At 71.4% G+C, this 25,645-nt stretch carries 16 protein-coding genes; 6 read left to right on the forward strand and 10 right to left on the reverse strand.

Going from position 1 to position 25,645, the window contains the following annotated elements; genetic code table 11:
* Window positions 1-79 precede the first annotated feature (79 nt).
* Together ABKA19_RS14145 and ABKA19_RS14150 are read right to left on the reverse strand one after the other, a co-directional pair.
* Window positions 80-2,251 (reverse strand): RelA/SpoT family protein, encoded by a 2,172-nt coding sequence (locus ABKA19_RS14145; RefSeq protein WP_353689446.1) that lies wholly within the window; start codon window positions 2,249-2,251, stop codon window positions 80-82.
* A gap of 277 nt (window positions 2,252-2,528) precedes the next feature.
* On the reverse strand, window positions 2,529-4,697 hold the full coding sequence (locus tag ABKA19_RS14150; RefSeq protein ID WP_353689447.1) for a RelA/SpoT family protein: 2,169 nt from the start codon (window positions 4,695-4,697) through the stop codon (window positions 2,529-2,531).
* A 61-nt stretch (window positions 4,698-4,758) separates the two neighbouring features.
* Between ABKA19_RS14150 and ABKA19_RS14155 the strand changes: the two genes are divergently transcribed.
* Complete coding sequence (locus ABKA19_RS14155; RefSeq protein WP_353689448.1) at window positions 4,759-5,376, forward strand: hypothetical protein; 618 nt, start codon at window positions 4,759-4,761, stop codon at window positions 5,374-5,376.
* Between the two features lie 115 nt (window positions 5,377-5,491).
* Here the strand turns inward: ABKA19_RS14155 and ABKA19_RS14160 are convergent, their stop codons facing one another.
* On the reverse strand, window positions 5,492-9,757 hold the full coding sequence (locus ABKA19_RS14160; protein WP_353689449.1) for a DUF3418 domain-containing protein: 4,266 nt from the start codon (window positions 9,755-9,757) through the stop codon (window positions 5,492-5,494).
* Between the two features lie 99 nt (window positions 9,758-9,856).
* Between ABKA19_RS14160 and ABKA19_RS14165 the strand changes: the two genes are divergently transcribed.
* Window positions 9,857-10,420 (forward strand): Dps family protein, encoded by a 564-nt coding sequence (locus ABKA19_RS14165; protein WP_353689450.1) that lies wholly within the window; start codon window positions 9,857-9,859, stop codon window positions 10,418-10,420.
* 216 nt (window positions 10,421-10,636) lie between these two features.
* Here the strand turns inward: ABKA19_RS14165 and clpB are convergent, their stop codons facing one another.
* Window positions 10,637-13,222 carry an ATP-dependent chaperone ClpB gene (clpB, locus tag ABKA19_RS14170; RefSeq protein WP_353689677.1) on the reverse strand — a complete coding sequence of 862 codons (2,586 nt, stop codon included), beginning with the start codon at window positions 13,220-13,222 and terminating at the stop codon, window positions 10,637-10,639.
* A 154-nt stretch (window positions 13,223-13,376) separates the two neighbouring features.
* On the opposite strand from clpB, the gene ABKA19_RS14175 reads away from it, so the two are divergent.
* Complete coding sequence (locus ABKA19_RS14175) at window positions 13,377-13,724, forward strand: GIY-YIG nuclease family protein (protein ID WP_162376436.1); 348 nt, start codon at window positions 13,377-13,379, stop codon at window positions 13,722-13,724.
* Here the strand turns inward: ABKA19_RS14175 and ABKA19_RS14180 are convergent.
* From ABKA19_RS14180 to ABKA19_RS14195, 4 genes are all read right to left on the reverse strand, one after another.
* On the reverse strand, window positions 13,682-14,257 hold the full coding sequence (locus ABKA19_RS14180) for a DUF4166 domain-containing protein (protein WP_353689451.1): 576 nt from the start codon (window positions 14,255-14,257) through the stop codon (window positions 13,682-13,684). The genes ABKA19_RS14175 and ABKA19_RS14180 overlap by 43 nt on opposite strands.
* 69 nt (window positions 14,258-14,326) lie before the next feature.
* Window positions 14,327-15,130, reverse strand: coding sequence for a DUF3014 domain-containing protein (locus tag ABKA19_RS14185; RefSeq protein ID WP_353689452.1), 804 nt, complete (start codon window positions 15,128-15,130; stop codon window positions 14,327-14,329).
* An 87-nt stretch (window positions 15,131-15,217) separates the two neighbouring features.
* Window positions 15,218-16,816, reverse strand: coding sequence for a SulP family inorganic anion transporter (locus tag ABKA19_RS14190; protein WP_353689453.1), 1,599 nt, complete (start codon window positions 16,814-16,816; stop codon window positions 15,218-15,220).
* 154 nt (window positions 16,817-16,970) lie between these two features.
* On the reverse strand, window positions 16,971-19,226 hold the full coding sequence (locus tag ABKA19_RS14195) for a TonB-dependent receptor (RefSeq protein ID WP_353689454.1): 2,256 nt from the start codon (window positions 19,224-19,226) through the stop codon (window positions 16,971-16,973).
* Window positions 19,227-19,634: 408 nt separating this feature from the next.
* Between ABKA19_RS14195 and otsB the strand changes: the two genes are divergently transcribed.
* The 3 genes from otsB to otsA are packed head-to-tail and all read left to right on the forward strand — an operon-like array spanning window position 19,635 to window position 23,597.
* On the forward strand, window positions 19,635-20,405 hold the full coding sequence (otsB, locus tag ABKA19_RS14200; protein ID WP_353689455.1) for a trehalose-phosphatase: 771 nt from the start codon (window positions 19,635-19,637) through the stop codon (window positions 20,403-20,405).
* Between the two features lie 46 nt (window positions 20,406-20,451).
* Window positions 20,452-22,233, forward strand: coding sequence for a glycoside hydrolase family 15 protein (locus ABKA19_RS14205; RefSeq protein ID WP_353689678.1), 1,782 nt, complete (start codon window positions 20,452-20,454; stop codon window positions 22,231-22,233).
* Window positions 22,230-23,597 carry an alpha,alpha-trehalose-phosphate synthase (UDP-forming) gene (gene otsA / locus ABKA19_RS14210; RefSeq protein ID WP_353689456.1) on the forward strand — a complete coding sequence of 456 codons (1,368 nt, stop codon included), beginning with the start codon at window positions 22,230-22,232 and terminating at the stop codon, window positions 23,595-23,597. The genes ABKA19_RS14205 and otsA overlap by 4 nt, the downstream gene beginning before the upstream one ends.
* Before the next feature lie 172 nt (window positions 23,598-23,769).
* Here otsA and pgeF read toward each other — a convergent pair whose 3' ends face one another.
* Together pgeF and rluD are read right to left on the reverse strand one after the other, a co-directional pair.
* Entirely contained in the window at window positions 23,770-24,570 is an 801-nt protein-coding gene (pgeF, locus tag ABKA19_RS14215) for a peptidoglycan editing factor PgeF (protein WP_353689457.1), read from the reverse strand.
* 12 nt (window positions 24,571-24,582) lie between these two features.
* Window positions 24,583-25,563, reverse strand: a complete 981-nt coding sequence (gene rluD / locus ABKA19_RS14220) for a 23S rRNA pseudouridine(1911/1915/1917) synthase RluD (RefSeq protein WP_353689458.1) — start codon at window positions 25,561-25,563, stop codon at window positions 24,583-24,585.
* Window positions 25,564-25,645 lie beyond the last annotated feature (82 nt).

Consider the following 25,645-nt stretch of genomic DNA (forward strand, 5'->3'; position numbering starts at 1 on the left):
CATGGCAGCGTCGTAGAGCCGGGCTTGCCCGGCTCGGTGTCCGCAGAATCCGGGGCGGAGCAGCGGGGCAAGCCCCGCTCTACTGCCGGCGAACGGCCTGGACGACGTTCAGGCGGCGCAGGCGCCGGATCACTTCGGCCAGGTGGTTGCGGTCGCGCACCTGGATGGCGAAGCGCAGTTGCGCCGCATTGACGTCGCGGTCGAGGTAGTCGACCCGCTCGATGTTGGACTGGCTCTGCGCCACCGCCGCCGCCAGCTGCGCCAGCACGCCGGTGTGGTTCTCGACGTCCACGATCAGCGAGGTGTCGTAGTCGCCGGTCACGTTCGGATCCCAGTCGATCGGCACCCAGCGCTCGGGCGACTTGCGGAACTCGGCGAGGTTCGGGCAATCGAGCCGGTGCACGACCACGCCCTTGCCGGAGGTGTGGTAGCCCATGATCTCGTCGCCCGGGATCGGCTGGCAGCAGTTGGCGAAGCTGACCACCCCGCCCTCGGTGCCATTGATCAGGATCTTTTCCTGCGAATGCTTGGAGTGCCCGCCGCCGCGCAGTTCGGCGTACGCCATCAGCGCCTGCGCGGCCTGGCTGGGCATCCAGTTGCCCAGCGCGACCTCGGCCAGGAACGCCTCCAGCCGCGGGAACCGGTGCTCGACCAGGAACGATTCCAGGCGCTTGGCCGGCAACCGCTCCAGCGAACTGCCCATCGCCTCCAGCGCGCGGTCGAGCATGCGGTGGCCCAGCTGCACCGCGTCCTCGTGCTCGAGCTGCTTGAGCTGGTGGCGGATGGCGGTGCGGGCCTTGCTGGTGACCACGAACTCCAGCCACTGCGGCTTGGGCGAGGCCGACTTGGCGGTGATGACCTCCACCGTCTGCCCGCTCGACAGCTTGGTCCGCAGCGGCACCAGCTTCTTGTCCACCCGCGCGGCCACCGCCTGGTTGCCGACGTCGGTATGCACCGCATAGGCGAAGTCCAGCGCGGTGGAGTTGCGCGGCAGGGCCAGGATCCGGCCCTTGGGCGTGAACAGGTAGACCTCGTCCGGGAACAGGTCGACCTTGACGTTTTCCAGGAACTCCAGCGACGAACCGGCCGCGCGCTGCGAGTCGATCAGTTCCACGATCCAGGCGTGCGCGCGGCTCTGCGCGCTGTTGGGGCTGTCGCCACCGTGCTTGTAGGTCCAGTGCGCGGCGATGCCGCGCTCGGCGATCAGGTCCATCTCCTCGGTGCGGATCTGCACCTCGATCGGCGAACCGTACGGCCCGAACAGCACCGTGTGCAGCGACTGGTAGCCGTTGGCCTTGGGAATGGCGATGAAATCGCGGAAGCGGCCGTCCAGGGGCTTGAACTGCGCGTGGACCACGCCCAGCGACCGGTAGCAGTCCGGCACGCCGCGCACCACCACCCGGAAGCCGAACACATCCATCACCTGGTCGAAGCTCTTACCCTCGGCCTGCATCTTGTTGTAGATGCTCCAGGGGGTCTTGATGCGGCTGACCAGGCGGTGCTCCAGGCCGTCGCGTGCCAGGCCCTGCGACAGCTTCACCTCGACCTGGGCCATCGACTCGCGGCGCACCACCGGCTGGCTGCGGATGTGCTTCTCGATGATCGCATGGCGCCAGGGATGCAGCGCGCGGAAGCCCAGGTTCTGCAGTTCGGACTTGACCAGGCTCATGCCCAGCCGCTGCGCGATCGGCGCGTATATCTCCAGCGTCTCGCGCGCGATGCGGATCCGGGCCTCGGTGCTCTGCGCGCCCAGCGTGCGCATGTTGTGCAGCCGGTCGGCCAGCTTGATCATGATCACGCGCAGGTCGCGCGACATGGCCAGCAGCATCTTGCGGAAGCTCTCGGCCGCCGCCTCCTGGCGGTCGCGGAACTTGAGCTTGTCGAGCTTGGTGACGCCATCCACCAGCTCGGCCACGTCCTCGCCGAACTGCGAGGCGATCTCCTCGCGGCGCAGCGGCGTGTCCTCGATGGTGTCGTGGAGGATCGCGGCGATCAGCGTCTCCACGTCCAGCCCCAGCTCGGCCAGCACGCCGGCCACGGCGACCGGATGGGTGATGTACGGCTCGCCCGACTTGCGCGTCTGCCCGGCGTGGGCCGCCGCCCCGACCCGCCAGGCCTCGCGCAGCAGCGGCAGCTGTTCACGCGGCAGGTAGGCGGCGGCGCGCTCCAGCTCGAGGACGTAGTCCGGCACCGCGTCGCCGGGGGACGGCGAAACGGTGGCGACTGCCTGGGCGGAATGGCCTGGGTTCATGCGCAAAGCCTATGCCAGCGGCCTGCCGGCGGCAAACTGAACAGCGTGGCTGACGCGGCACTCCTGTCGTCGCGATCGCACGCCGGCATCGCGCCTCCTGGCCGCGCGGGCAGCCATCCAGGGGGGCGAACCCACTGCGACACCGCTCCCCGTCGTGTAGGAGCCGATCTTTATCGGCGACACGGGGCTCGGGGTCGCCGGGAAGTTGCCTGTGCCTGCGGCGTCGGGTCGCCGATAAGGATCGGCTCCTACAAAAAACGGCGCCGGCCATGGCCGACTACCCCAGCCGTTGCGCGCGCTCCACTCCCGGCAGCGCGTCCAGCTTTCCCAGCAAGGTCGACAGCTGGCCGTAGTCCGACACCCGCAGGCGCATGCGCAGCTGCACGCGACCGTCGGGGCGCACGTCGCTTCGGATGTCGGCCACGTGCGCGTCCTCCTGGGCGATCAGGGTGGTGACGTCCTTGAGCAGCCACTTGCGGTCCACGCCGCTGAGCGCGACGTCCACCTCGTAGCCGCCGCCGGCCGCGCCCCACTCCACCGGCAGCACGCGCTGCGGCGAGGCCGCGGCCAGCCGCGCGAACGCGGCGCAGTCGCCGCGGTGCACGGTGACGCCGCGGGCGCGGGTCAGGTAGCCGGCGATCGGCTCGCCGGGGACGGGCTGGCAGCAGCGCGCCAGCTGGACCAGCAGGTTGCCGACGCCCTGGACGGTGAAGCCGGCATCGGCCTTGCGCTTGCGTGCCTGCCGCGGCGGCGGCCGCGGCGACCCGGTGGCCGGCTGCGGTGCCGCGGCGCGCTCGAGCTCGTGCAGCGCGCGCCCGACCTGGTGCGGACCGACGTCGCCCAGCGCGACCTGGATGTAGAGGTCGTCGACCGTTTCGGCGTGGAACTTCTTCGTCACCGGCGCCAGGTCGGCAGGGTGCAGGCCCAGGCGCTTGAGCTCGCGTTCGAGCATCTCGCGCCCGGCCTGCACGTTGCGCGAGCGGTCGAGCTTGTGGAACCAGGCGCGGACCTTGTCGCGCGAGCGGCCGCTGGCCAGGTAACCGTTGGCCGGCAGCAGCCAGTCGCGCTTGGGATCGGGCTCCTTGCCGGTCATGATCTCGACCCGGTCGCCGCTGCGCAGGCGATGGCCAAGCGGCACGATGCGGCCGTTGACCTTGGCCCCGCGGTAGCGGTGCCCGACCATGGTGTGCACGTGGTAGGCGAAGTCGAGCGGCGTGGCGCCGAGCGGCAGGTCGACCACTTCGCCCTTCGGGGTCAGCACGTAGACGCGCTCCTCCACCAGCTCGGTGTCGAGCGCGCCGGCCAGGCCCTCGTCGCGGCCCTCGGCGGCCTGCTCCAGCAACTGCCGCATCCAGGCGATCTTGCGCTCGAACGCGCGCCCGGCGCCCTTGCCCGCCGCGCTGCCGCCGGTTTCCTTGTAGCGCCAGTGCGCGGCCACGCCCAGTTCGGCCTGCTCGTGCATCTCGCGGGTGCGGATCTGGACTTCCAGCGTGCGTCCTTCCGGGCCGACCACGGCGGTGTGCAGCGAGGCGTAGCCGTTCGGCTTGGGCCTGGCGATGTAGTCGTCGAACTCGCCGGGAACGGGCGCCCACAGTGCATGGACCACGCCCAGCGCGGCATAGCAGGCGGCGACGTCGTCGACCATCAACCGCACCGCGCGCAGGTCGTAGAGCTTGTCCAGCGGCAGGTGCTTCTTCTGCATCTTCCGCCAGATGCTGTAGATGTGCTTGGACCGCCCGCTGATGTCGGCCGCCAGCCCCTGCGCCTTCAGCGCCTTGCCCAGTTGCACCTTGACCGCCTCGATGTAGCGCTCGCGGTCGGCGCGCGTCTCGTCCAGCTCCCGCGCCAGGTGGCGGTAGGTGTCCGGCTCGAGGAAGCGGAACGCCAGGTCCTCCAGCTCCCACTTCAGCTGCCAGATGCCCAGGCGGTTGGCCAGCGGCGCGTGGATGTCGCGGGTGAGCTGGGCCAGCGCGCGCCGCGCGGCCTCGGGCTGGCGACCGGCCGCGCGCATCCGCGCCAGTTGCCGCGCCAGCAGCACCGGCACCACGCGCAGGTCCTGGATGATCGCCAGCAGCAGCCGGCGCAGGCCTTCGCCGTTGCGGCCGGCCTCGCGTCCGGCGTGCAGCGCCCAGACCTGGTCGGCCGCATCCTGGCCATCGAGCAGTCCGGGCACCGCCGGATAGGCGGAGGCGAGCCCGGCGGCGGTGGCCGCGCGCAGGCCCGGCAGGTCGAACAGCAGCGCGGCGATCAGCGCCGACTCGTCGGCTTCGAGCCGGACCAGGGTCTGCAGCGTGTCGGCGATTTCCGGCCAGCCGGCCCGCTGGACTTGGTCGGTGCCCGGCGCCTCCCATGCACGCAGCAGCGACTCCCGCAGCGCGGCGGGCAGCCGCGCCGCGGAAGCGCCCTGCAACAGGGCGTGCAGACCGTCGATGGGGGAGCGTGACAAGGCCGTTCCGGCGTCCTGGGATGCCGACTACACTAGCGAGCAACGTACCGGAGGAACAAGCATGAAACGTCGTCCGCTGCACGCATGGTCCCTGCTGGCGCTGGGGCTCGCCCTGGCCACCTCCGCCACCGTTGCCGCGGCGCAGTCGCCCGCGCCGGTTGCCACGCTGATGGAACAGCGGATGACGCCGGAGGAATTCAAGGCCGCCGGCCTGCACAAGCTCAGCCGCGAGGAACTGGCCGCGCTGCAGGACTGGATGCAGCGGCAGCAGGGGGTTGTCGCCGCACCTGCGGCGTCCGCGCCGGCCGCCGCTCCGCTGCCGGCCGGCGCTGCCGCCGCCGCCGGCGCCGTTGCGCTCAGCGCCGCCGACGTCGAGCGCATCCGCGAGGAAGCACGCGAGGAAGGCCGCAAGGAAGTGAAGGAAACCAATCGTGGCTTCTTCGACTTCGGCTCCGACGAACCGATCAAGAGCACGCTGGTCGGCGAGTTCCGCGGCTTCGCCAAGGGCAACACCTACACGCTGGCCAACGGCCAGGTCTGGGAGCAGGTCGAGCCGGCGCGCCTGGAGGGCGTCAGGAAGACCGACCCGGCGGTGACCATCAAGCCCGGCCTGCTCAACGTCTGGTTCCTGCGCATCGACGGCTACAACACCGCGGCGAAGGTGCGGCGGGTCAAGTAACGGCAAGGCCCGGAGCCCGGCCCATGACGGGAGCCGGGCACGCCGACGCGACGTCGTCGATCCGCGCGCCGCCTTGGCGATCGCGACTCCGTCGCATCGCCGGCAGGCGGCGCTTCTAACCCAGCGAGGCCAGCCGCTGCGCGAGCTTCTTCGGCGACACGCCGCCTCGCGAGCCCAGCTCCTGCGCGAACAGCGACACCCGCAGTTCCTCCAGGTCCCAGCGCAACGCCTGCCAGCTCGGCTCGTCGGCCTGGCCACGGCGGCGGGCCTGGGACAGCGCGTCGGCGAAGGGCTTGAGTTCCAGCATCCGCGCCTGGTCGCGCGCCGGGTCGCGCAGGGCGCGCTCGGCGCGCAGGACCATGCCCTTCAGCCAGCGCGGGAACTGCGCCAGCGCCTCGGCCGGCGTATGCCGCAGGAAGCCCGGGTGCACCAGCCCCTCCAGCTGCGCGCGCAGGTCGTCGAGGTTGCCGCTGGCCCAGCCCATCAGCGGTGCTTCCAGTTTCGGCTTGAGTTCGGCGACGACCGCCAGGATCTGCTCGGCCAGCTGCAGGCGCGCCATGGCCTCGGCGAACAGCTGGCGCCCGGCCGCCTCGGCGCGACGGCCGAACGCGCCGGCGTCGCGGATTCCGTCAAGGCCCTCGGCAAGCACGGCATTGAGCGCGGCTTCGACCAGGTCCGCGCGCAACTGCTCCTTCTCGCGCACCTTGGCGTCCGGCCCCGGGCCGAACTGCTCGATGGCCGCGTACAGCAGGCCCAGCTTCGGCGATACTGGCAGCTGCTTGCGCGCCTGGCGCGCGCGCTCGGCCAGGGCGATGCGCAGCAGGCGGTCGACGCCACGCGGATGCGCGGCCTGCGCCCCGGCCGGGTCGGCGAAGACCCGCAGCAGGACGTGGTCGCCTTGGTCCACCAGCGCCGGATAGCCGGGCACGCCGGCTTCGCCGGTGACCTGCTCCGGCAACGGCTCGGCGGGGAATTCGCGCAGCTCCAGGCTGGCGGCGGCCAGCGCGCGACCGGCGCGCGCCGCGAACGCCTGGCCGGCGCGCTCGCCGAACCGCGCGCGCAGCGCGTCCAGGTCGCGGGATTCGGCCAGCACCTCGCCGCCCCGCTCGGGTACCTCGCGCAGGCGCAGGTTCATGCGCAGGTGCGGTTCCAGGGCCGCTTCGTCGAAGTCCAGCGCCGATACCGCCGCGCCGGTGGCGCGCGACAGGAAACGCGCCAGCTCGCCCTGGACCGCGTCGGCCGACGGCGTGCGGAACGCCTCGGCGAAGGCGCGGCCGAAGTCCGGCGCCGGCACGTAGTTGCGGCGCATCGCCTTGGGCAGGCTGCGGATCAGGCCGGCCGCCTTGTCGGCGACGAAGCCCGGCGCCAGCCACGACAGCCGCGCTGGATCGAGCGCGTTGAGCAGCGGCAGCGGCACCTCCAGGGTGACGCCGTCGTCTGCCGCGCCGGGCTCGAAGCGGTAATGCAGCGGCAGGCGCGCGTCGCCGAGCGCGAAATACCTCGGGAACTGTTCCTCCTGGCCCCCTTCGCCGGGCAGCAGGTCGGAGGCGGTCCAGCGCAACGCCAGCGCCTGCTCGCGCGGCAGCTTGCGATACCACCCGTCCAGGCCGGCCGCGGAATGGATCTCGCCCGGCACCCGGTCCAGATACCAGCGCGCCTGCCAGCCCTCGTCGACGACCAGGCCGGCGCGGCGCAGCTTGGCCTCTTCTTCGCGTGCCTGTTCCAGGGTCTTCAGGTTGGCGTCCACGAAGGATGCCTTGGTATCGATCTCGCCGGTGACCAGCGCCTGGCGCACGAACAGCTCGTGCGCGCCGGCCGGATCGATCCGGCCGTAGTGGACCGGCCGCTTCGGCGCGAGCACCAGCCCGAACAGGCTGACCTGTTCGGAAGCCAGCACGTTGCCCTGGGCGCGCGACCAGCGTGGATCGAAGTGCTTGCGCGCCAGCAGGTGCGGCAGCTCGGTGATCACCCAGTCCGGTTCGATCGCCGCGGCGGTCAGGCCCCAGACCTTCTGCGTGTCCAGCAGCGTGGCCACCAGCACCCAGGGGGGTGGCTTCTTCGCCAGTGGCGAGGCGGGAAACAGCTGGAAGCGGCGCTGCCGGGGCGCCTGGTAGTCGCCCTTCTCGGTGCGATGGCCGACCTGCGTGGGCAGGCCGGCGAGCAGGGCGCGGTGCAGGGCCTGGTAGGCCGCTGCGCGTTCACGCGCGTTGAAACGCGACGCCTTGTCTGCCGCCTCGTCCCTGCCCGCTTTGCCGCCAGCGCCGGTGCCGGTGCCGGTGCCGGTGCCGGACGGTGTCGGCGCGGCGGCCGCAGGCACGGCCCTGCCCTCGCGCGCCAGCCGCGCGGCGCGGTGCAGCTCGCCACGGGTCGGTCGCGCGGAGGCAGAGTGCCCGTCGCTGGCCGGCGCACCCGCCAGCAGCGGCAACACTGACTGCCCTTCAGGCTCCTCGCTCCAGCCCAGCTCCCCGCACAGCAGCTTGAGCTGGCGGTGCAGCTCGCGCCATTCGCGCATGCGCAGGAAGCCGAGGAAGCGCTTGCCGCACCAGTCGCGCAGCCGTGACTGGTTGAGTTCCTCGTGGGCCGCATCGTAGGCCTGCCACAGGCGCAGGATGCCGACGAACTCCGAGCGCGGGTCGGCGAACTGCGCGTGCGCGTTGTCGGCGGCCTCGCGCGCCTCGGGCGGGCGCTCGCGCGGATCCTGCACGCCGAGGAACGCGGCGATCGGCAGCATCGCCCGCAGGCACCCATGCGACTGCGCCGCCACCAGCATGCGCGACAGCTTCACGTCCACCGGCAGGCGCGCCATCTGCCGGCCGGTCGCGGTCAGCCGGCGCTGGCCGGTGCCCGTCTCCTCGATCGCGCCCAGTTCGGCCAGCTGCTGCCAGCCGTCGGCGATGGCGCGCTCGTCCGGCGGCTCCAGGAACGGGAAGTCCTCGATCCGTCCGAGCCCCAGGTGGAGCATGCGCAGGATCACCCCGGCCAGGCTCGAACGGCGGATCTCCGGGTCGGTGAACTGCGGGCGGGCGAGGAAATCGGCTTCCGCATACAGGCGATAGCACACGCCCTCGGCAATGCGCCCGCAGCGGCCCTTGCGCTGGTTGGCGCTGGCCTGGCTGATCGGCTCCACGTGCAGGCGGTCGATCTTCGAGCGCGGGCTGTAGCGCTTGATCCGCGCGTCGCCCGGATCGACCACGTAGCGGATCCGCGGCACGGTCAAGGAGGTCTCGGCCACGTTGGTCGTCAGCACGATCCGCCGTTGCGGACCGGGATTGAACACGCGGTCCTGGTCGCGCGCGGACAGCCGCGCATAGAGCGGCAACACTTCGGTGGAGCGGTACTGGCGCTTTTCCAGCGCGCGGTGCACGTCGCGGATCTCGCGTTCGCCGGGCAGGAACACCAGCACGTCGCCACGCGGATCCTCGGCGGTGATCTCGTCGATGGCCGAGGTGATCGCCGCCAGCGGGTCCAGCTCGCGATTGCCGCGATCGCGCCGGGAAGAGAAGCCGGGGTCAGGGTCGCCTTTCCGTCGACCGGGCTCGGGCTCCGCCGCGCGCCCGGGGAAAGGCGGCCCTGACCCCGGCCTTTCCTCTCCCGGCGGGCGGTAGCGTACTTCCACCGGATAGGTGCGGCCCGCCACCTCCACCACCGGCGCATCGTCGAAATGCCTGGAGAAGCGCGCGGTGTCGATCGTGGCCGAGGTGACGATGACCTTGAGGTCGTCGCGCCGGCGCAGCAGCTCCTTGAGGTAGCCGAGCAGGAAGTCGATGTTGAGGCTGCGCTCGTGCGCCTCGTCGATGATGATGGTGTCGTAGGCCGACAGCCAGCGGTCCGAGGCGATCTCGGCCAGCAGGATGCCGTCGGTCATGAACTTGATCCGGGTGTCGGCGCCGACGTTGTCGGTGAAGCGCACCTGGTAGCCGACCAGGCCGCCCAGCGGCGTCTTCAGCTCATCGGCCACGCGCGCGGCGACCGCGCGGGCGGCGATCCGGCGCGGCTGCGTGCAACCGATGGTGCCGGCCACGCCGCGGCCGGCGGCCAGGCACAGCTTCGGCAGCTGGGTGGTCTTGCCCGAGCCGGTCTCGCCGGCGACCACGACCACCGGATGGTCGCGGATCAGCTGGACGATGCGATCCGCCTCGGCCGCCAGCGGCAGCGCCGCGTCGACCGTCACGACGGGCACGTTCGCCGCGCGCGCCTGGCGCGCGGCCCGCGAGGCCGCCAGGCCTTGCTCGAACTTCGCGCGCAACCCGGCGTCGGCCGGCTGGCTGCGCCACCGCGACCACAGGCCGTGGAGGCGGCCGCGGTCGCGGCTCAGCGCCTGCCCGATCCCGTCGCGGCCGGCTTGCAGTTGCGTGCGCAATTCCTGGGGGATCGATTCCATCGCTTCGGCCGTGTGAAACTTTGCATAACGCGCGGGGGTTTAGTGTCTATTGTGACAGCCCCATCTTCCCCCTGTGGACCACCCCCAAAGGAGCCGTTCATGGCCAAGACCAAGACCAGCAAGCCGAGCAAGTCCAGCAAGTCCAAGGCACCGGCCGCCCGGGCGCTCGACCCGGTCGCCTCGACCTCGCGGATCGACATCGGCATTTCCGCGGGCGACCGCAAGGAGATCGCCGAAGGACTTTCGCGCTACCTCGCCGACGCGTTCACCCTGTACCTGAAGACCCACAACTTCCACTGGAACGTGACCGGGCCGATGTTCAACTCGCTGCACAACATGTTCGAGGCCCAGTACACCGAGCAGTGGAACGCGCTGGACGAGGTGGCCGAGCGCACCCGCGCGCTGGGCTTCAACACCCCCGGCTCCTATGCCGAGTTCATCCGCCTGACTTCGATCCGCGAGGAGAAGGGCGCCGACGGCGTGCCGGACTGGAAGGGCATGGTGCAGCAGCTCGTTTCCGGCAACGAGGCGGTATGCCGCACCGCGCGCGCCGTGCTCAAGACCGCCGACGATGCCGGCGACGACCCGACCGTGGACCTGATGACCCAGCGCCTGCAGACCCACGAGAAGTACGCCTGGATGCTGCGCTCGCTGCTGGAGTGAAGTGTCGCGGCGGCCGGTCGGCCCCGCAGTTCGCACGACGACGGCCGCCCCACAGGCGGCCGTCGTCGTTTGGTGCGGCGACTTTTCACGTAGAGCGGGGCTCGCCCCGCGGCTCCTATTGCCGGCCTGGCTCTGGCAACCCTGGAGTTGCGACCGCCTCGCTCACCGGGACGGAGCAGCCGGGCAAGCCCGGCTCTACGCCCGGTCCGCCGCGCGTCAGCCCTTGGCGAACACCAGCTGCCCGCCCCCGGCATCGACCTTGACCGTGTCGCCGTTGCCGAACTCGCCGGCGAGGATCTTCTGCGCCAGCGGATTCTCGATCTGCGCCTGGATCGCGCGCTTGAGCGGGCGCGCGCCATAGACCGGGTCGAAGCCGACGTTGCCGAGCAGCTCGAACGCCTGCTCCGACAATTCCAGCTTCAGGCCGCGCTCGGCCAGCCGCTTCTCCAGGCCGCGCAACTGGATCCGCGCGATCTGCTTGATCTGCTGCTTGTCCAGCGGATGGAAGACCACGATGTCGTCGAGGCGGTTGATGAATTCCGGGCGGAAGTGCGCCTGGACCACGCCCATCACCGCCGCCTTCATCTGCGTGTAGGCCTCGGCGCTGCCGTCGCCGCTGAGCTCCTGGATCTGGTGCGAGCCCAGGTTGGAGGTCATCACGATGACGGTGTTGCGGAAATCGACCGTGCGGCCCTGGCCGTCGGTCAGGCGGCCGTCGTCGAGCACCTGCAGCAGGATGTTGAACACGTCCGGGTGCGCCTTCTCGACCTCGTCGAGCAGGATCAGCGAGTACGGCCGGCGGCGCACCGCCTCGGTCAGGTAGCCGCCCTCCTCGTAGCCGACGTACCCCGGGGGCGCGCCGATCAGGCGCGCGACCGAGTGCTTCTCCATGAACTCGCTCATGTCGATGCGCACCATCGCGTCGGACGAGTCGAACAGGAACTCGGCCAGCGACTTGCACAGCTCGGTCTTGCCGACGCCGGTCGGGCCCAGGAACAGGAACGAGCCGATCGGCCGGTGCGGGTCGGACAAGCCGGCGCGCGAGCGGCGCACCGCGTCGGACACGACCCGGATCGCCTCCTCCTGGCCGACCACGCGCCGCCCCAGGTCCGACTCCATGCGCAGCAGCTTCTCGCGCTCGCCTTCCAGCATCCGGTTGACCGGGATGCCGGTCCAGCGCGAGACCACCTCGGCGATCTCCTCCTCGGTCACCCGGTCCTGGACCAGCTTGAACTCCTTCTGCTCAGCCTCCTGGGCGGCGGCCAGCTGCTTCTCCAGCGAGGGCAGCGTGCCGTACTGGATCTCGCTCATGCGCGCGTAGTCCTGGCGGCGCTGGGCGCCTTCCAGCTCCAGCCGGGCCTGTTCGATCTGCTCCTTGATCTTGGTCGCGCCCTGCAGGGCGGCCTTCTCCGACTTCCAGACCTCGTCCAGGTCGGAGAACTCGCGCTCGAGCTTGTCGATGTCGCTTTCCAGGTCGGCCAGGCGCTGCCGGCTGGCGTCGTCCTTCTCCTTCTTCAGCATCTCGCGCTGGATCTTGAGCTGGATCAGCCGGCGCTCCAGCCGGTCGAGCTCCTCGGGCTTGGAGTCGATCTCCATGCGGATGCGCGACGCGGCCTCGTCCATCAGGTCGATCGCCTTGTCCGGCAGCTGGCGGTCGGTGATGTAGCGGTTGGACAGCGTGGCCGCGGCGACGATCGCCGGGTCGGTGATCTCCACGCCGTGGTGCACCGCGTAGCGCTCCTTCAGGCCGCGCAGGATGGCGATGGTGTCCTCGACGCTGGGCTCGCCCACGTAGACCTTCTGGAAGCGGCGTTCCAGCGCGGCGTCCTTCTCGATGTACTGGCGGTACTCGTCCAGGGTAGTGGCGCCGATGCAGTGCAGCTCGCCGCGCGCCAGCGCCGGCTTGAGCATGTTGCCGGCGTCCATGGCGCCGTCGGCCTTGCCGGCGCCGACCATGGTGTGCAGCTCGTCGATGAACAGGATGATCTGGCCTTCGTTCTTGGCCAGGTCGTTGAGCACGCCCTTCAGGCGCTCCTCGAACTCGCCGCGGAACTTGGCGCCGGCGATCAGCGCGCCCATGTCCAGCGACAGCACGCGCTTGCCGCGCAGGCCCTCGGGCACCTCGTCGTTTATGATGCGCTGGGCCAGGCCTTCGACAATGGCGGTCTTGCCCACGCCCGGCTCGCCGATCAGCACCGGGTTGTTCTTGGTCCGGCGCTGCAGGACCTGGATCGTGCGGCGGATCTCCTCGTCGCGGCCGATCACCGGGTCGAGCTTGCCCGACTCGGCGCGCGCGGTCAGGTCGATGGTGTACTTCTCCAGCGCCTGGCGCTGGTCTTCGGCATTCTCGGACTGCACGGTCTCGCCTCCACGGATCTTGTCGATCGCCGCCTGCACCTTGGCCTTGTTCGCACCGGCCGCCTTCAAAGCCTGGCCGGCCGCGCCGCCGTCCTCCAGCGCGGCCAGCACGAACCACTCGCTGGCGATGAACTGGTCGCCGTTCTGCTGGGCCAGCTTGTCGGTCAGGTTGAGCAGGCGGGTGAGGTCGTTGCCCACCGACAGGTTGCCGGCCTGGCCGCTGACCTTCGGCAGCTTCTCCAGCGCCTCGCCCAGGCGCTCGCGCAGCAGCGGCACGTTGACGCCGGCCTGAGCCAGCAACGGCCGGGTGCTGCCGCCGGACTGGTCCAGCAGCGCGGCGAGCACGTGCACCGGTTCGAGCAGGTTGTGGTCGCGGCCCACGGCCAGCGACTGCGCGTCGGCCAGCGCCTGCTGGAAACGCGAGGTGAGCTTGTCCATCCGCATCGGGAATCCCTCGTCGAGAACGTGGCCGGCCGTTGCCGGCGAAGGCTCCACCGCGGCGGAGCCGATCATGCTAGCCAGATGAGGTTGCGCTGGGCCGTTTCAAGTGCATGTGAGATGGATATTCAGGCCGCGTCGGCGGCCCGATAATGCCGGCATGGCCGACGCCCGCCCGTGGTACCTCTACCTGCTGCTGTGCCGCAACGGCGCCTGGTATGCCGGGATCACGCCGGACCTGGAAGCGCGGATGCGCGCCCATGCCGACGGCACCGGTGCACGCTACACCCGCGCCAACCCGCCGGTGCGCCTGCTCGCCAGCCGCGCCTATCCGGACCGTTCGGCCGCCTCGCGCGCCGAATGGCAGGTCAAGCGGCTGCCGAAGGCGCGCAAGCTGGCCTTCCTCCAGGAAGGGGCGACCAGCGTGGCGGACCGCCCGCCAGGCCGGGACGCTGACGGGCCGGCTCAGGCTCCCGCTTCGTCCGCCGGCTCCAGCCAGCCTTCGTAGCGGACCACGGGCCCGAGCAACGGCAGCGCCGCCTCGACGCGGAACTCGTAGCGGCCCGCGTAAGCCCGCTCCCGGCACTGCACGCGCCGGAACAGTCCCGCCGGCAGCGGCAGCAGGCCCAGCAGCCGCACCCCGGCCACGTTCCAGTAGATCGCGCCGTCGGCGATGTGCAGCAGGAAGCGCAACTGCAGCGGCCCCAGCCGCTCCACCAGCAACCCCTTGCGGCACCGGAGCCTGGAGTTCATCGGATGGCCGCCGAACGCACGCCGCCAGGTCTCGCTCCGGGCATCGGCAAGGAACTCCACCCGCAGCGGCGCATCGGCCATGGCCGGCGGCAATCCGGCGATGGCTGCGCACAGGCGCGCCAGCGGATTGCCGCCGCGCTCGACCGCCACGCGGCCGGCATACACGGCACGACCCCGGACGGAATGCAGCATCCGCACCGGATCAGGCAGGTTGAAGAACGGCGCCCGCAACACCTGCTGGAACACGGTGGGCTCGATGGCGGTCGACAGGGCGGGCGTGGAAACCATGCGGAAGGCGCGACCGTTGCGGAGGCCACAGCATAAGCCGGCGCGGGCGTCCCGGACGCGCCCGTCCGCTCAGCCCTGCGCCAGCGCGCCGCGGAGCGACCGCAGCTGGCGCTTGACCCGCTCCCGCTGGTCCGGCGACAGCCGCACCAGCGCCTTCTGGCCGACCGACAGGGCCTCCAGCACCGGATCGGCGAAGCGCACCTTGCCATCGGCGCCGTCGACCACCTGCAGCGGCTGCGCCGGCTCGGGCGCCTGCAGCAGGTGGTCGATCACCGCGACCAGGCGGTCGTTGAAATAGGCGTCGCCGCCGGCGATCTCGGCGTAGGCCTGCTGGAACAGCGGATAGAACCGCCGGTACGCGGCCGCCACGCGCTGCGGATCGGCCTGCGCGAACGCGGCCACGTACGGCTCGTAGCGCTGCGCGTTGGCCTGCGCGATCCAGCGCGTGGCGCCGTCGCCTTCCGCGGACAGCCCGCCCGGCAGCGGCCGCATCGCCAGCGCGCGCGTGGGCATCCGGGGCTCGGTCAGGTTGTCGATCATCACCACCAGGCGGCGGACGATATGCTCGCGCAGCAGCACGTCCAGCAACGCCGGATCGCCGGCCAGGCCGGACAGCGCCTCCCATGCCACCGCGTCGCTGTCGGCCAGGGGCGGGATCGCCGCGTCGGCGGCATCGATGTCGATCGGATGGGCGATCGCCGGTGCGCGCGTGCCATCCGGCGCCGGGCGCGCGGCCGGGTCCGCCGACGGCGTGGGCGCGGACGCGGCTCCGGGTGCGCCGGCATCGTGCCGGGGCCACAGCATCCACCCGGCCGCGGCGAGCACCACGGCGGCGACGAGCACCCAGGGCCAACGAGGGGAAGTCTTGCGCATGCACTTTCCTGGATTGCGGAACGTGCAAGCTACGACCCCGCAGGTGCGCGCAGGTTCCGCAACGGCGATGCGCCGGCCGGGAGGCGGTCAGCCTTCGGCAGCCGGATGCCTTTGCAGCGAGAGCAGCGCCAGCAGTGCCGCGAGCGCGGCATAGGCCGCCGCGAACTGCCAGGCGATCAGCCGCGGCAGGCCTTCCAGTGCCCAGGGCACGTAGATGCCGCCGCGCGGATCGACCGAGTGCACGAAGCCGAACAGGGTCAGCACCGCGCCCAGCAGCAGGACCGCCGCGGCGCGGCGCGTGTGGCCGTCGATCATCGCCACCAGCGCGGTGCCCCAGACCATCGCGGTGATGATGAAGCCGTTGCCCAGGGTCACGATCGCGGCCATTTCCGAGAGCCCGTGGCCGTCGCCCGCCGCATACAGCGCGGCGTGCTGCGCCGGCGCGATCCACCCCGGATTGCCCAGCTTGATCGCCAGCAGGTAGGCGACCGACGGCAGGAACGCCAGCGCCACCGCCGGCGCATGCCGGCGTTCGGTGGCATGGAACGCCTGCACCGTGATGTCCAGGCCGACGTAGACGATGATCGGCGCCAGCACCGCCACCGGCAGCCACTGCACCAGGCCCGCCAGGTAGCCGAAGACGCCGCCGAGTCCGACGAACAGGCCGGCCAGCAGCGTGTAGCCGTGGCGCGCGCCCATGTGCTTGTAGGCCGGCTGGCCGATGTAGGGCGTGGTCTGGGCGACGCCGCCGCAGACCCCGGCGACCAGCGTAGCCACCGCCTCGACAAGCAGTACGTCGCGGGTGCGGTAATCGTCGCCGGCCGCGCGCGCGCTTTCGGCCACGTTGATCCCGCCGACCACCATCAGCAGGCCGAACGGCAGCAGCAACGGCAGGTAGGGCACCGTGGCCGGCAAGCCGGCGATGAACCCGGCATTGGGCAGTGGCAGCGCGAACACCAGCGTCACCCCCTGCGGCAGCGCGAACCCGGGCATGCCCAGGCCGGAAAGCCCCAGTGCGTAGTACAGGAACGTGCCCACCAGCAGCGCCACCAGCACACCCGGCAGACGCACCGGAAGCGGGCCGCGCGCGACCAGCACGTACAGCAGCAGGCCCAGGGTCACCAGTCCCGCCACCGGCGAGCGCAGGGTCTCGACCAGCGGCAGGAAGCCGAGCAGGGTCAACGCCGCGCCGCCGATCGAGCCCAGCAGCGCCGCACGCGGCACGGCGCGGGTGATCGCGTCCCCGCAGAACGACAGCACCAGCTTGAGCGCGCCCATCACCACCAGCGAGGCCATGCCCAGCTGCCAGGTCGCCAGTGCGGCGGCCTGCTCGTCCAGCCCCTGCTGGCGGAAGGCGAGGAAGCCGGGCCCCAGCACCAGCAGGGCCATGCCGATGCTGGTCGGCGCGTCCAGGCCCAGCGGCATCGCGGTGACGTCGGCTCGCCCGCTGCGTAAGGCCAGTCGGCGCGCCATCGCGGTGTAGGCCAGGTTGCCGACCAGCACGCCCAGCGCGGTGCCGGGGAACATCTTCGTGTACACCACCTCGGCCGGGAACCCGAAGATCCCGACCAGCGCCAGCGCGATGAAGCCCAGGATCGACAGGTTGTCGACCACCAGGCCGAAGAAGCCGTTGAGGTCGCCGGCGACGAACCATCGCGGCGGACGGCGGGAATGGATGTCGGTCATCGGGATCCTTGTCGACTGCGGGCCGCGTTCCTGCCTTCTGTAGGAGCCGATTCATCGGCGACCGGCGTCGGAACACAAGGGCGACGCCTGTGCCGACGGCGTCGCGTCGCCGATGAATCGGCTCCTACAAAACCCCCGGCCCCCGACCGCTGGCTCAGAAGCTCCAGCGGAATTCAACACCCCAGGTCCGCGGCTCGTTGATGAAGCCGGTGAGGTTGTTGAAGTCGATGCCGCCCACGATCCGGGTCTGGTCGGTGATGTTGCGGCCGAACAGGGCCAGGTCGTAGGCGCCGTCGCCCCAGCCGTAGCCCACGCGCAGGCCGCCTTCCACGGAGGAGCGGCCGCGGAACTCGGCCGACTCGTACAGGAAGAAGTTGACCTCGCTGCGGTAGGCCCAGTCGGTGAAGAAGTACAGCTCGCCCTCGCTGAGCGGGATGCCATAGCGCAGGGTCAGGTTGTGGATCCACTTCGGCGCCTGCGGCAGCGAATTGCCGTCGATCAGCGCGTAGGTGCCGCCGCCGATGGTCACGGTCGGGTCGGTCACGGTGCAGCCGCCGCCGCAGACCGCCACGGCCAGGTCCTCGTCGTCGATCCGCGTGTCGTTGTAGCTGCTGCCCCAGGTCAGCAGCAGGCCCTCGGCCAGCCACGCTTCCAGGTCCAGCTCCACGCCCTGGCCGACGGTCTTGTCGGCGTTGAGCAGGGTGGCGATGTTGGCACCGCCGCCGACCGCGATCAGCTGCTGGTCGCTGACGTCGTAGCGGAACAGGTTGAAGCCCACGCGCGCGCGGCGGTCGAACAGGTCGGCCTTGATGCCGGCTTCGTACGAGATCACCGTCTCCGAATCGGCGGTGGACACGCCGCCGTTGGGTGCGGCGGCCGAGGCGAACAGCAGGCGGCCCTGGATCGACGGCGCGCGGAAGCCCTTGGCCACGCGGCCGTACAGGTTCACCGCCTCGTTGACCTCGTAGACCGCGCTGGCGTCCCAGCTGACGTCGTCGACGTCGGTGTCGACCGTGTACGGGCCGCCCACCGGCGCACCGAACGGCGCGCCTTCCAGCACGCTGGCCGAGAAGTCCTTTTCGTCCTTCGTGTAGCGCACGCCGCCGCGCAGCTTGAGCTTGTCGGTGGCCGCGTACTCGACCGAGCCGAACACCGCCCAGGCGGTGTTCTCCTGCTCCTGCACGGCATGGCCGGCCTGCGGGTTGCCCGGCGCCAGCGAGTCGTAGTTGAAGCTGTCGATGGTCAGGTCTTCGCGGTACCAGAAGAAGCCGGCCTGCCAGTCGAAGCGGCCGCCGTAATCCGATTCCAGGCGGAATTCCTGGGTGACCTGCTTGTGGTCGGGGATGCCGTCGGCCGATTCGGAGGCGAACGGAATGAAGCCGGGCCCGGAGTCGGGCAGGAACGCCGCGCCGTAGCCGCCGTCGATGTCGCCGCGGTTGAGCGACTCCAGCGTCTCGTAGCCGGTGATCGAGTGCAGGCTCAGGTTGCCGAAGTCCCAGCGCAGGCGGGCGCTGCCGCCCCAGGTCTCCAGGTCGGAGAAGTTGACGCCGTCCAGCGCCACCTCGTCCTTGTCGAAGCCGGGCACGAAGCGGTTGCTGCCCGGCTCGATGATGTTGGCGCGGAACAGGCGCGCGGTGCCGTTGAGGTCGCGGCGGTGCAGGTTCAGCAGCGCCTCGAACCCTTCGCCTTCGTACAGGAACTGCACGCGGGCGGCCGATTCGTCATAGCCCTCGAAACCGTCGTTCGGGCCCGGATAGGTGTTGGTCACCCAGTCGTCGCGGCGCTGGTACAGCGCCGACACGCGGCCGGACCAGTTGCCGCCCAGCGCGCCACCGACGGCGCCCTCGAAGTTGACCATCGCGTCGCTGCCATAGGCGAGCTGGGCGTAGCCATCCAGGTCCTGCGACGGCCGCACCGAGTCGAACTTGACCACGCCGGCCGGGGTGTTGCGCCCGAACAGCGTGCCCTGCGGGCCGCGCAGCACTTCCACCCGCTCGATGTCGAACAACGGGAAACCCTTGAGCAGCGGGTTCTCCTGGACCACGTCGTCGTACACCAGCGACACCGGCTGCGAGGCGTTGAGGTCGAAGTCGGTGTTGCCCAGTCCACGGATGTAGAAGCGCGGGAACGCGCGGCCGTAGGACGATTCGATGTTCAGGCTGGGCACGCGCGCGGACAGGAAGCGGATGTCGTTGCCGCCGGAGCCGAGCACGTGCAGCTTCTCGGCATCGATGCTGGTGATGGATACCGGCACGTCCTGGATGTTCTCCACCTTGCGCTGCGCGGTGACCTGGACCGCATCCAGGGTCGTGGCGGTGTCCTGCGCCAGCGCCGGCGGCGCCAGCAGGATGGCGGCAACGGCGAAGGCAAGCGTGCTGCGGGAGGGCGCAATCCGGGCCGGTCGGCTCATGGCGGGATATCCTGGGGTGGAGGGGGCATTAACGATAATGCAACATTCCGGACCCGCAGGCACGGCCCGGTCGGGGTCCGGGCCCCGGGGTTGGATCCCTGCCGGCAGGGGGCCCGGCGGACGCCGGCGGTGTCGGCGCGACCCGTCGCACCGCAACCGCCGCCAAGGCAGGGCAGCAATGGACCAGGACCAGCGCCACCGTGGCATGCGGCGCTGGTGCAATCCGCCGCGTCGCGGTGCCGTGCACGGGGACGGCAGCATCCGGACTTGGCGGCCCGGCAGGCAGGCGCGCAGCCGTTCGCGCCAGGCCCGTCGTCGCCATGTCCGTGGGGCGTTCGTGGATCGCGCTGCGATCGAATGCGCATGGCATGACCCGGGCATCACGGCCGGGTGGTGCACAATGGCTGCATGGCCGACGCGAATCCCCCACGCCCGTCGCCGCCCCCACTCGACGACGCCTGCGCGCTGTTCCTCGACGTGGACGGCACCCTGGTCGAGTTCAGCGACGATCCCGCAGCCGTGCGCGTGCTGCCGCAGGTCCTGGAGGCCATCGGCGCGATCAGCGACCGCCTGGGCGGTGCCGTGGCGCTGGTCAGCGGGCGGCCGCTGGCGCAGCTGGACGCGTTGTTCGCGCCGCTGCGGCTGCCCGCGGCCGGACTGCACGGGCACCAGTTCCGCAGCGACGCGCAGGCCGCGGCGGACCTGCCCGACGACACCTCCAGCTTCCTGCACGAGCTGCATCGCGAGGCGGCGCACCTGGCCGCCGCGCACCCGGGCGTGCTGGTCGAGGACAAGGGCGTGAGCCTGGCCCTGCACTGGCGCGCCGCACCGCATGCGGCCGAGGCGGTGTCCGGCTTCGCGCGCCAGCGGATCGGCGCGCTGCCCGGCTACCGCCTGCAGCCGGGCGACCATGTCGTGGAGTTCGTGCCCGAAGGCAGCGACAAGGGCCGTGCGCTGGAGCGGATGATGGCGCGCGCGCCGTTCGCCGGCCGCGTGCCGGTCTTCGTCGGCGACGACCTTACCGACGAATACGGCTTCGGCGCCGCCAACCGCGCCGGCGGCTGGAGCGTGCTGGTCGGCCAGCGCGACGGCAGCCTGGCCACGCATGCGCTGGCCGGCACCCGCGCCGTCCATGCCTGGCTGGTCGCCAACGCCAGCCCCGCGGGGGCCGGGCGATAGCGCCCGCGCCGCCGCCTCGCATCGAAAGGGGAACAACGCAATGCAAGTGAACGAATCGAACCTGCAGCTGGGCGTCATCGGCAACGGCAGCTTCGGCGCCCTGGTCGACGCGCGCGGGCGCGTGGTCTGGAGCTGCCTGCCGGCGTTCGACGGCGACCCGGCCTTCTGCGCGCTGCTGTCGCCGCGTGCGCACGACGGTGGCGACTTCGCCGTCGAGCTGGAGGACTTCGCCCGCGCCGAGCAGGCCTACGTGCCCAACACCGCGATCCTGCGCACCGTGCTGCACGATGCCCACGGCGGCGCCGTGGAAATCCTCGACTTCGCCCCGCGCTGGCGCCAGAACGGGCGCTTCTACCGCCCCGTCTCCATCGTCCGCCGGATCACCCCGCTGTCGGGCAGCCCGCGGGTCCGCCTGCGCGCCCGGCCGCTGGCCGACTGGGGCGCGCGCGTACCCGAGCACACCTGGGGCAGCAACCACATGCGCTGGCTGCTGCCCGCCTTCACCCTGCGCCTGACCACCGACGCGCCGGTGCGTTTCGTCCGCGACGGCCTGCCCTTCGTCCTCAGCCACCGGCTGCACCTGGTCCTGGGGCCGGACGAGCCGTTGACCCGTTCCATCGGCGGCTATGTCGAGGAAGCGCTCACCCGCACCCGCGACTACTGGTGCGAATGGGTGCGCTACCTGTCGATCCCGCTGGAATGGCAGGACGCGGTGATCCGCAGCGCGATCACGCTCAAGCTGTGCCAGTACGAGGACAGCGGCGCGATCATCGCGGCCATGACCACCTCCATCCCGGAAGCGCCCGGCTCGTCGCGCAACTGGGACTACCGCTACTGCTGGCTGCGCGACGCGGCCTTCGTGGTGCGCGCGCTCAACCGGCTCGGCGCCACCCGCAGCATGGAGGAGTTCCTGCGCTACATCTTCAACATCGCCACCCACGACGGTTCGCTGCAGCCGCTGTACGGGATCGGCTTCGAGGAGACGCTGGACGAGCACGAGGTCGAGTCGCTCGCCGGCTACCGCGGCATGGGCCCGGTGCGGCGCGGCAACCTGGCCTGGATCCAGAAGCAGCACGACGTCTACGGCAGCGTGGTGCTGGCGTCCACCCAACTGTTCTTCGACCAGCGCCTGGTCGATCCGGGCGACGCGCACACCTTCGCCCGGCTCGAGCCGCTGGGCGAGCGCGCCTTCGCCCTGTACGACGTGCCGGACGCGGGGCTGTGGGAGTTCCGCGGGCGCGCCGAGGTGCACACCTACACCGCCGCCATGTGCTGGGCCGCCTGCGACCGGCTGGCCAAGATCGCGCTGAGGCTCGGGCTGGACGAGCGCGCCGGCTACTGGCGCGGACGCGCCGACACCATCCACGCCGCCACGCTCGAGCGCGCCTGGCGCCCGCAGGCCAACCACTTCAGCGCCTCCTTCCAGAGTGACTACCTGGACGCGTCGCTGCTGCTGCTGGCCGACATCGGCTTCGTCGCCGCCGACGATCCGCGCTACGTGGCCACGGTCGAGGCCATCGGCGCCGAGCTGCGCCATGGCGACGGCGTGTTCCGCTACGTGGCACCGGACGACTTCGGCACTCCCGAGACCAGCTTCACCATCTGCACGTTCTGGTACATCGACGCACTGGCCGCGATCGGCCGCATGGACGAGGCGCGCGGGCTGTTCGAGCGGGTCCTGGCGCGGCGCAACGCGCTGGGCCTGCTGTCGGAGGACATGGCCTTCGAGGATGGTGAGGGCTGGGGCAACTTCCCGCAGACCTACTCGCACGTCGGCCTGATCATCGCGGCCATGCGCCTGTCGCGTTCCTGGCAGGAGGCCTCGTGAGCCGGCTGGTGGTGGTGTCCAACCGGGTGGCGATCCCGGGCGAGAACCGCGCCGGCGGCCTGGCGGTGGCGTTGCAGGGGGCGCTGGGCGAACGCGGCGGGCTGTGGTTCGGCTGGAGCGGCAAGACCGTGCGCGAGGCCAGCGGCGAGGTGCACGAACAGGTCGACGGCAACATCCGCTATGTCACCGTGGACCTCAACCGCGCGGACCTGGACGCGTACTACAACGGCTTCTCCAACCGCACGCTGTGGCCGTTGCTGCACTTCCGCCTCGACCTGGTCGACTACGACCGCGCCACCCGCGAGGGCTACCGCCGGGTCAACGCGCTGTTCGCCGACAAGCTGGCGCCGCGGCTGCGCCCGGACGACATCGTCTGGATCCACGACTACCACCTGATCCCGCTGGCATCGCTGCTGCGCGAACGCGGGGTCAACTGCAGGATCGGGTTCTTCCTGCACGTGCCGGTGCCCTCGGCCGACCTGCTGATGGCCATGCCCGACCACCAGCGCCTGATGTCGACCCTGTACGCGTACGACCTGATCGGCTTCCAGACCCGCCGCGACAAGGACCGCTTCCAGTCCTACGTGCGCCTGTACGGCGGCGGCCGCATCATCGACGAGGACGTGCTCGAGGCGCCCGGTGGACGCCGCTTCCGGACCGGCGCGTTCCCGATCAGCATCGACACCGCGCACATCGAGCAGCAGGCCGCCGCCGCGATGTCCAAGCCGGCGCTGCGCCAGCTGCATACCAGCCTGGAGCGGCGGATGCTGGCGATCGGGGTGGACCGCCTCGACTACTCGAAGGGGCTGCCGGAACGCTTCCATGGCTTCGAGCGCTACCTGCAGCGCCATCCCGACCAGAAGGGCAGCCTGACCTACCTGCAGATCGCGCCGGTGTCGCGCGGCGACGTCGGCGAATACCAGCAGCTGCGCAACCAGCTCGAGCAGATCGCCGGGCACATCAACGGCGGCCATGCCGAGCCGGACTGGACGCCGCTGCGCTACGTCAACCGCAACTTCCCGCACGCGACCCTCACCGGCTTCTACCGCAGCGCGCGCGTGGGCCTGGTCACGCCGCTGCGCGACGGCATGAACCTGGTCGCCAAGGAGTACGTCGCCTCGCAGGACCCGGAGAACCCGGGCGTGCTGGTGCTCTCGCTGCTGGCCGGCGCCGCGCAGGAAATGGACCAGGCCCTGCTGGTCAACCCGCACGACCTCGACGGCGTGGCCGACGCCATCGCCACCGCGGCAACGATGCCGCTGGAGCGGCGCAAGGAACGCTGGCACGCGATGATGGAACACCTGCGGAAGCACGACATCCATGCCTGGCGGCGGGACTACCTGCAGGCGCTGGAATCCGCCTGATTCGCGGGCAAGGGCAGCGGGGCAAGCCCCGCTCTACGGGGTCGACCGAGCGCCCCGACGCGTAGAGCCGGGCTTGCCCGGCTGCCGCGCTGAGTAGAGCCGGGCTTGCCCGGCTGCCGCGCCGGCAAGGCGTCGGTGGGCAAAGGCCAGCAGCAGCGGGGCGGGCCCCGCTCTACGTCGCGCTGCGCCAGACCAGGGTCGCCATGCGGCCGGTGCGCTGGTCGCGGCGATGCGAGTAGAAGCGCGCGGCGTCGCCGATGGTGCACAGGCCGCCGCCATGGATCGCATCGGCGCCGATGCCGGCCGCGCGCAACCGGCGGCGCGCCAGCGCATACAGGTCCACGCGCCAGTGTCCCGGGCGCGTGGCCACGAACGCCGACGCCGCGCCCGCATCGTGGCCGACGAACGCCTCGTGCACCTCGGTGCCGATTTCATAGGCCGCCGGACCGGCCGCCGGGCCGAGCCAGGCCTGCAGGTGCGCGGCCGGCGCGCGCATCGCGGCCACCGTCGCTTCCAGCACGCCCGATGCCAGCCCGCGCCAGCCGGCATGCGCGGCGGCCACCTCGCTGCCGTCGCGCGCGGCGAACACGACCGGCAGGCAGTCCGCGGTGAGGATGGCCAGCACGGTCCCCGGCGACGAGGTCACCGCGGCATCCGCCTCCGGCTCGGCTTCGATATCGCCAGCGATGGCCGCCACCGCGGGCGCGTCGAAGCGCAGCACGCCGGTGCCATGCACCTGGTGCAGCCAGTGCGGTGGCGAGGGCAGGCCGGCGCGATGCGCCAGTTCCGCGCGATTGCTGGCCACCGCGGACGCATCGTCGCCACAGCGGGCGCCGGCGTTGAAGGTGTCGAACGGCGCGACCGACACGCCTGCGCCACGCCGCAGCGTGGTGAAGGCGACCACGCCGGGCGGGGCCGGCCAGTCGGCCAGCAGCAACGCGGGATCGTGGCGGAGATCGGCCGGAGTACCCATGGTCCGCGCGGCTCAGCGCCGCTGGCTCTCCTCCCACGCGCGGGTGTCCTCGCGCAGCACCTGCAGCAGCCCGACCATGTCCGCCGGCAACGGGGCCGAGACGCGCACCGGCTCGCCGCTGACCGGGTGGGCGAACTCCAGCGTCTCGGCATGCAGCGCCTGCCGCTTGAAGCCGCGCAGCGCGGCGGCCAGCGCATCGGTCGCGCCCTTGGGCAGCTTCAGCGGGCCGCCGTAGAGCGGATCGCCGACGATGGGGTGGCGCAGGTGCTGCATGTGCACCCGGATCTGGTGCGTGCGGCCGGTCTCCAGCCGGCACTCCAGCGCCGTATGCGCGCGGAAGCGTTCGCGCAGGCGGAAATGGGTGACGGCATCGCGGCCGTCCTCGCGCACGGCCATGCGCAGGCGGTCGCGCGGATGGCGGTCGATGGCGGCGCTGGCGGTGCCGCCGGAAACCAGTGCGCCCACCACCACGGCCAGGTACTGGCGGTGGACCTCGCGCGCGGCCAGCTGCGCCACCAGCCCGGTGTGCGCCGGCAGCGTGCGCGCCACCACCATGACTCCGCTGGTGTCCTTGTCCAGCCGGTGCACGATGCCCGCGCGCGGCAGCACGGCCAGGCCGGGGTCCCGGTGCAGCAGCGCGTTGACCAGGGTGCCGGCCGGATTGCCGGCGCCGGGGTGGACCACCAGCCCGGCCGGCTTGTCGAGGACGAACAGGTCGGCGTCCTCGTACAGGATGTCCAGCGGGATGTCCTCGGGCACGGCCTCGGTCAGGACTTCGGCCACCGCCGCCAGGGTCACCGTCTCGCCACCGCGCACCGGGTCGCGCGGCCGCGCCGCCTGCCCCGCCAGCAGGGCGTCGCCGGACTTGATCCAGGCCGCCAGGCGGGAGCGGGAATACTCGGGGAACAGGTCGGCCAGGACCGCGTCGAAACGGCGGCCGGCGGCCTCGTCGGGGACGGTGGCCTGGCGGGGAGCGTCGGAGGGCTGGGACATGGGAGCAACCGGTGCGGGGACGGTCCGGCGCGCTGGAGTCAGTCGCCGGACAGGCCACTAGGCTATCATCGGCCTTTCCGTT

The organism is Pseudoxanthomonas sp. Soil82, assembly GCF_040446535.1.
Lineage (GTDB): Bacteria > Pseudomonadota > Gammaproteobacteria > Xanthomonadales > Xanthomonadaceae > Pseudoxanthomonas > Pseudoxanthomonas kaohsiungensis.

Coding starts and splice junctions, on each gene's coding strand:
- ABKA19_RS14145 (WP_353689446.1), bottom strand. CDS start 2,251: ATGAACCCAGGCCATTCCGCCCAGGCAGTCGCCACCGTTTCGCCGTCC.
- ABKA19_RS14155 (WP_353689448.1), top strand. CDS start 4,759: ATGAAACGTCGTCCGCTGCACGCATGGTCCCTGCTGGCGCTGGGGCTC.
- ABKA19_RS14160 (WP_353689449.1), bottom strand. CDS start 9,757: ATGGAATCGATCCCCCAGGAATTGCGCACGCAACTGCAAGCCGGCCGC.
- ABKA19_RS14165 (WP_353689450.1), top strand. CDS start 9,857: ATGGCCAAGACCAAGACCAGCAAGCCGAGCAAGTCCAGCAAGTCCAAG.
- clpB (WP_353689677.1), bottom strand. CDS start 13,222: ATGCGGATGGACAAGCTCACCTCGCGTTTCCAGCAGGCGCTGGCCGAC.
- ABKA19_RS14175 (WP_162376436.1), top strand. CDS start 13,377: ATGGCCGACGCCCGCCCGTGGTACCTCTACCTGCTGCTGTGCCGCAAC.
- ABKA19_RS14180 (WP_353689451.1), bottom strand. CDS start 14,257: ATGGTTTCCACGCCCGCCCTGTCGACCGCCATCGAGCCCACCGTGTTC.
- ABKA19_RS14185 (WP_353689452.1), bottom strand. CDS start 15,130: ATGCGCAAGACTTCCCCTCGTTGGCCCTGGGTGCTCGTCGCCGCCGTG.
- ABKA19_RS14190 (WP_353689453.1), bottom strand. CDS start 16,816: ATGACCGACATCCATTCCCGCCGTCCGCCGCGATGGTTCGTCGCCGGC.
- ABKA19_RS14195 (WP_353689454.1), bottom strand. CDS start 19,226: ATGAGCCGACCGGCCCGGATTGCGCCCTCCCGCAGCACGCTTGCCTTC.
- otsB (WP_353689455.1), top strand. CDS start 19,635: ATGGCCGACGCGAATCCCCCACGCCCGTCGCCGCCCCCACTCGACGAC.
- pgeF (WP_353689457.1), bottom strand. CDS start 24,570: ATGGGTACTCCGGCCGATCTCCGCCACGATCCCGCGTTGCTGCTGGCC.
- rluD (WP_353689458.1), bottom strand. CDS start 25,563: ATGTCCCAGCCCTCCGACGCTCCCCGCCAGGCCACCGTCCCCGACGAG.